The organism is Prevotella sp. (assembly GCF_036570325.1).
GTDB lineage: Bacteria > Bacteroidota > Bacteroidia > Bacteroidales > Bacteroidaceae > Prevotella.
Genome location: NZ_DATCYK010000116.1, coordinates 1 through 2,668, shown reverse-complemented (window position 1 = coordinate 2,668; position 2,668 = coordinate 1). Strand labels below are relative to the sequence as shown.

The window sequence follows — 2,668 nt, the reverse complement described above, 5'->3', positions numbered from 1 at the left end:
ATAAATTATCAAGGGCAAAGATACTCTTCGTATTCGTTCTGACGTTCTGATACTCCAAGGAAACGAAACTACGACCCAACTCTACGGTATAAGGAGCATAGTCGCGCATGAACTTTTCTGAGAAATGAAACATGTGACTTGTGGCCAATTGCGGTTGTCCTTGCTCACCAATCTTCCAGTCGTTGCCGAAAACATAACGATAACCTCCGATGATTTCCTCGGCTTCGGGGTTCCAAACGACGAGTTGTTTGCACCCTCCTTCCATCATATCGAACTCATCTATATCCACCGATTTGCCTGTTCCGCCGCCCGCCGAGCGAAAAGCAATCTCTCGCAGTCGGCCAATCTCCTGCATAACATGGGGCGCATTCTGAGCCGTAACGACGTAAATCTCGTTATTACTCTTGTTAGTCATTCGCAGTTGCTTATCAAGCGTCAGTTCACTTTTCAGCTTTTCCCTGCAAACGGGTTGGATAATCTCTTCTTCCATCTATTTAGTTATTGTTCGTCAAACGCAGTCCGGACTTGTCATTTTGATGTTATCCGCCTACAACTCATATACTTTATCTTCCACGAATTTAGCCCATTCCATCGGTGTTTTGCTCTTATCGAATGTCTGCCATGGGATGGGCTTGCCTATGACGACACGAAATGACTTGCCCACATTGCGATACATTTCGTCCACAAGGAAAAGCATGGCCAAATTAAAGGGTAGAAACCGATCGCTAAAACGGGCTATGCGATAAAACCGATTGGAGTTTCGACCGCTAAAATAAATAGGTACTACGTCGCGCCGAGCCTCCACGCTCTTTACTACAAAGGTCTTTTTCCAAGGCAAGTCATGAATTTTGCCATTGATCTTGCGACTATTGAGCCCGGCAGGGAACATAAGCAAATGGTTATCTCCCTTAAATCCAGCCTCCACCATGCGTGGAAAATCACGACTCTGCTTACCCGTTTTATTAATTCCTATACTGACAGGCTTCAGTCCGGGCAGGTTAAGAAGCAGGTCATTCACCAAGTAACGAAACTTACCATCGTAGTGACGACCGATAATGGAGCCCAAAGCCACACCGTCCTGACCACCCAACGGATGGTTGGAAACGAAGGTATAGAGCTTGCCATCATTCTTATCGGGCAGGTTCTCCAGTCCTTCTATCGTTATATCCATCTTTAAATAGCGTACACATTCCGTAAGCCATTCGGTACCCGATAAGTGACGGCTCTCCCAAAGAAAGCGATTCACCTCGTCCTCATGCACGATGTGTTTCAGCCAAGACACGACAAAACGAGGCACATAACGTACCTTTCGGCCCATCTTGCCCTTTAAAATCTCATCAATGTCTATTGTTTTCTCTATTAGTTCTCTCATTTATAAAAGCCACTAACTCCATGCAAAAATAACATTTCTTTTCTAATTACACTTTTTTTTGACGTGAAAATATTAAAAAAAAGAAAACAAACAGAAAACGAAAAGCCTATTGTTCTCAACTACTATCTTCGCATCAAATACAAAATCATGCGATTGTAACCATTTTCTTTCAAGGAAACAAGCCTCCTCCTGCTTCATGGCGACCGCGCCAATCCACACTCCTTCCTTAGAACCAATAGGCGTTCTAAAATTCAGAATTATCTTTACAAAACGCTCAAAACCCGTGAGTTATTTCCAAAAAGAAAAAGTTTGGTGAAGAAAAACGCAAGGAATCGCCCGTAAAGCCAACCCGTTGATACAGAGCACTTTCTAAAAACAAGCCGATAAAACGGTATATCAAATACTCTCAAAAGCAGCCCTTTAAGTGTCATTTACAGCCATTTCATCAGCAAATTCGGCCCATTTCATCGCTAAAACTAAGCCGTTTCGGGCTATAAAAGAGACCCTTTCAAACTGTCATTACAGTCCTTTCACCGTATCATAGCCATGCTTTTACAAACCCAAAGACAAACTACGAGCAAACCCAAGCCTCAAAACACGCCTCCAAACTCCTAATCGGCATATTTTAAAAGCACTGTTTTTAGGTAATAAAACTTTACATTACACATCATACACATTCACTCCTCACCACACCACCGCTACGGGGCGAACAATTGACTTACGCCCATCAATTTTCTTGTTTTATGTAAATTTGTGGGGAAAAGTGGGGAAGTGTGGGGAAAAATATGTATCTTTGACGACGAATATTTATAAATATGTATTATGCGCTTCATTGGTAACATCAGCGCCAAGACCGACACCAAGGGCCGCGTTTTCATGCCGGCAGCCTTCCGAAAGATATTGCAGGCTGCGGGAGAGGAGAATATCGTACTCAGAAAAGATATTTTCCAGCCCTGCCTTGTCATTTATCCCGAGTCGGTATGGAACGGTGTTATGGATACGATGCGTACCCGATTGAGCCGATGGAATCGGAAAGAACAGCAGCTATTCCGCCAATTTGTTTCCGACGTCGAAATACTTTCGCTCGACAGCAACGGGCGTTTTCTCATCCCCAAGCGCCATTTGCAGATGGCCAACATCCAACAAGAAGTGAGCTTGGTGGGCATGGACGACACCATCGAGATATGGAGTACCGCCGAAATGGCTAAACAGTCATTGCCCGGCGATGAGTTTGAGAAAGCCATCAACGACATGATGGGCTGCCAATACTAACCCGCAGCTAACGCAAAATCACAA

3 protein-coding genes are annotated in these 2,668 nt (G+C 44.1%); 1 reads left to right on the top strand and 2 read right to left on the bottom strand.

Going from position 1 to position 2,668, the window contains the following annotated elements:
• Together VIR50_RS10610 and VIR50_RS10605 are read right to left on the bottom strand one after the other, a co-directional pair.
• A partial coding sequence (locus VIR50_RS10610) for a GNAT family N-acetyltransferase (RefSeq protein WP_331935095.1) occupies positions 1-490 on the bottom strand: 490 nt, incomplete at its 3' end.
• Positions 491-547: 57 nt separating this feature from the next.
• On the bottom strand, positions 548-1,372 hold the full coding sequence (locus VIR50_RS10605; protein ID WP_331935094.1) for a glycerol acyltransferase: 825 nt from the start codon (positions 1,370-1,372) through the stop codon (positions 548-550).
• An 822-nt stretch (positions 1,373-2,194) separates the two neighbouring features.
• Here VIR50_RS10605 and VIR50_RS10600 point away from each other — a divergent pair.
• Positions 2,195-2,644: a division/cell wall cluster transcriptional repressor MraZ gene (locus tag VIR50_RS10600; RefSeq protein ID WP_331935083.1), complete on the top strand. Its 450-nt coding sequence runs from the start codon at positions 2,195-2,197 to the stop codon at positions 2,642-2,644.
• Positions 2,645-2,668: the final 24 nt, after the last annotated feature.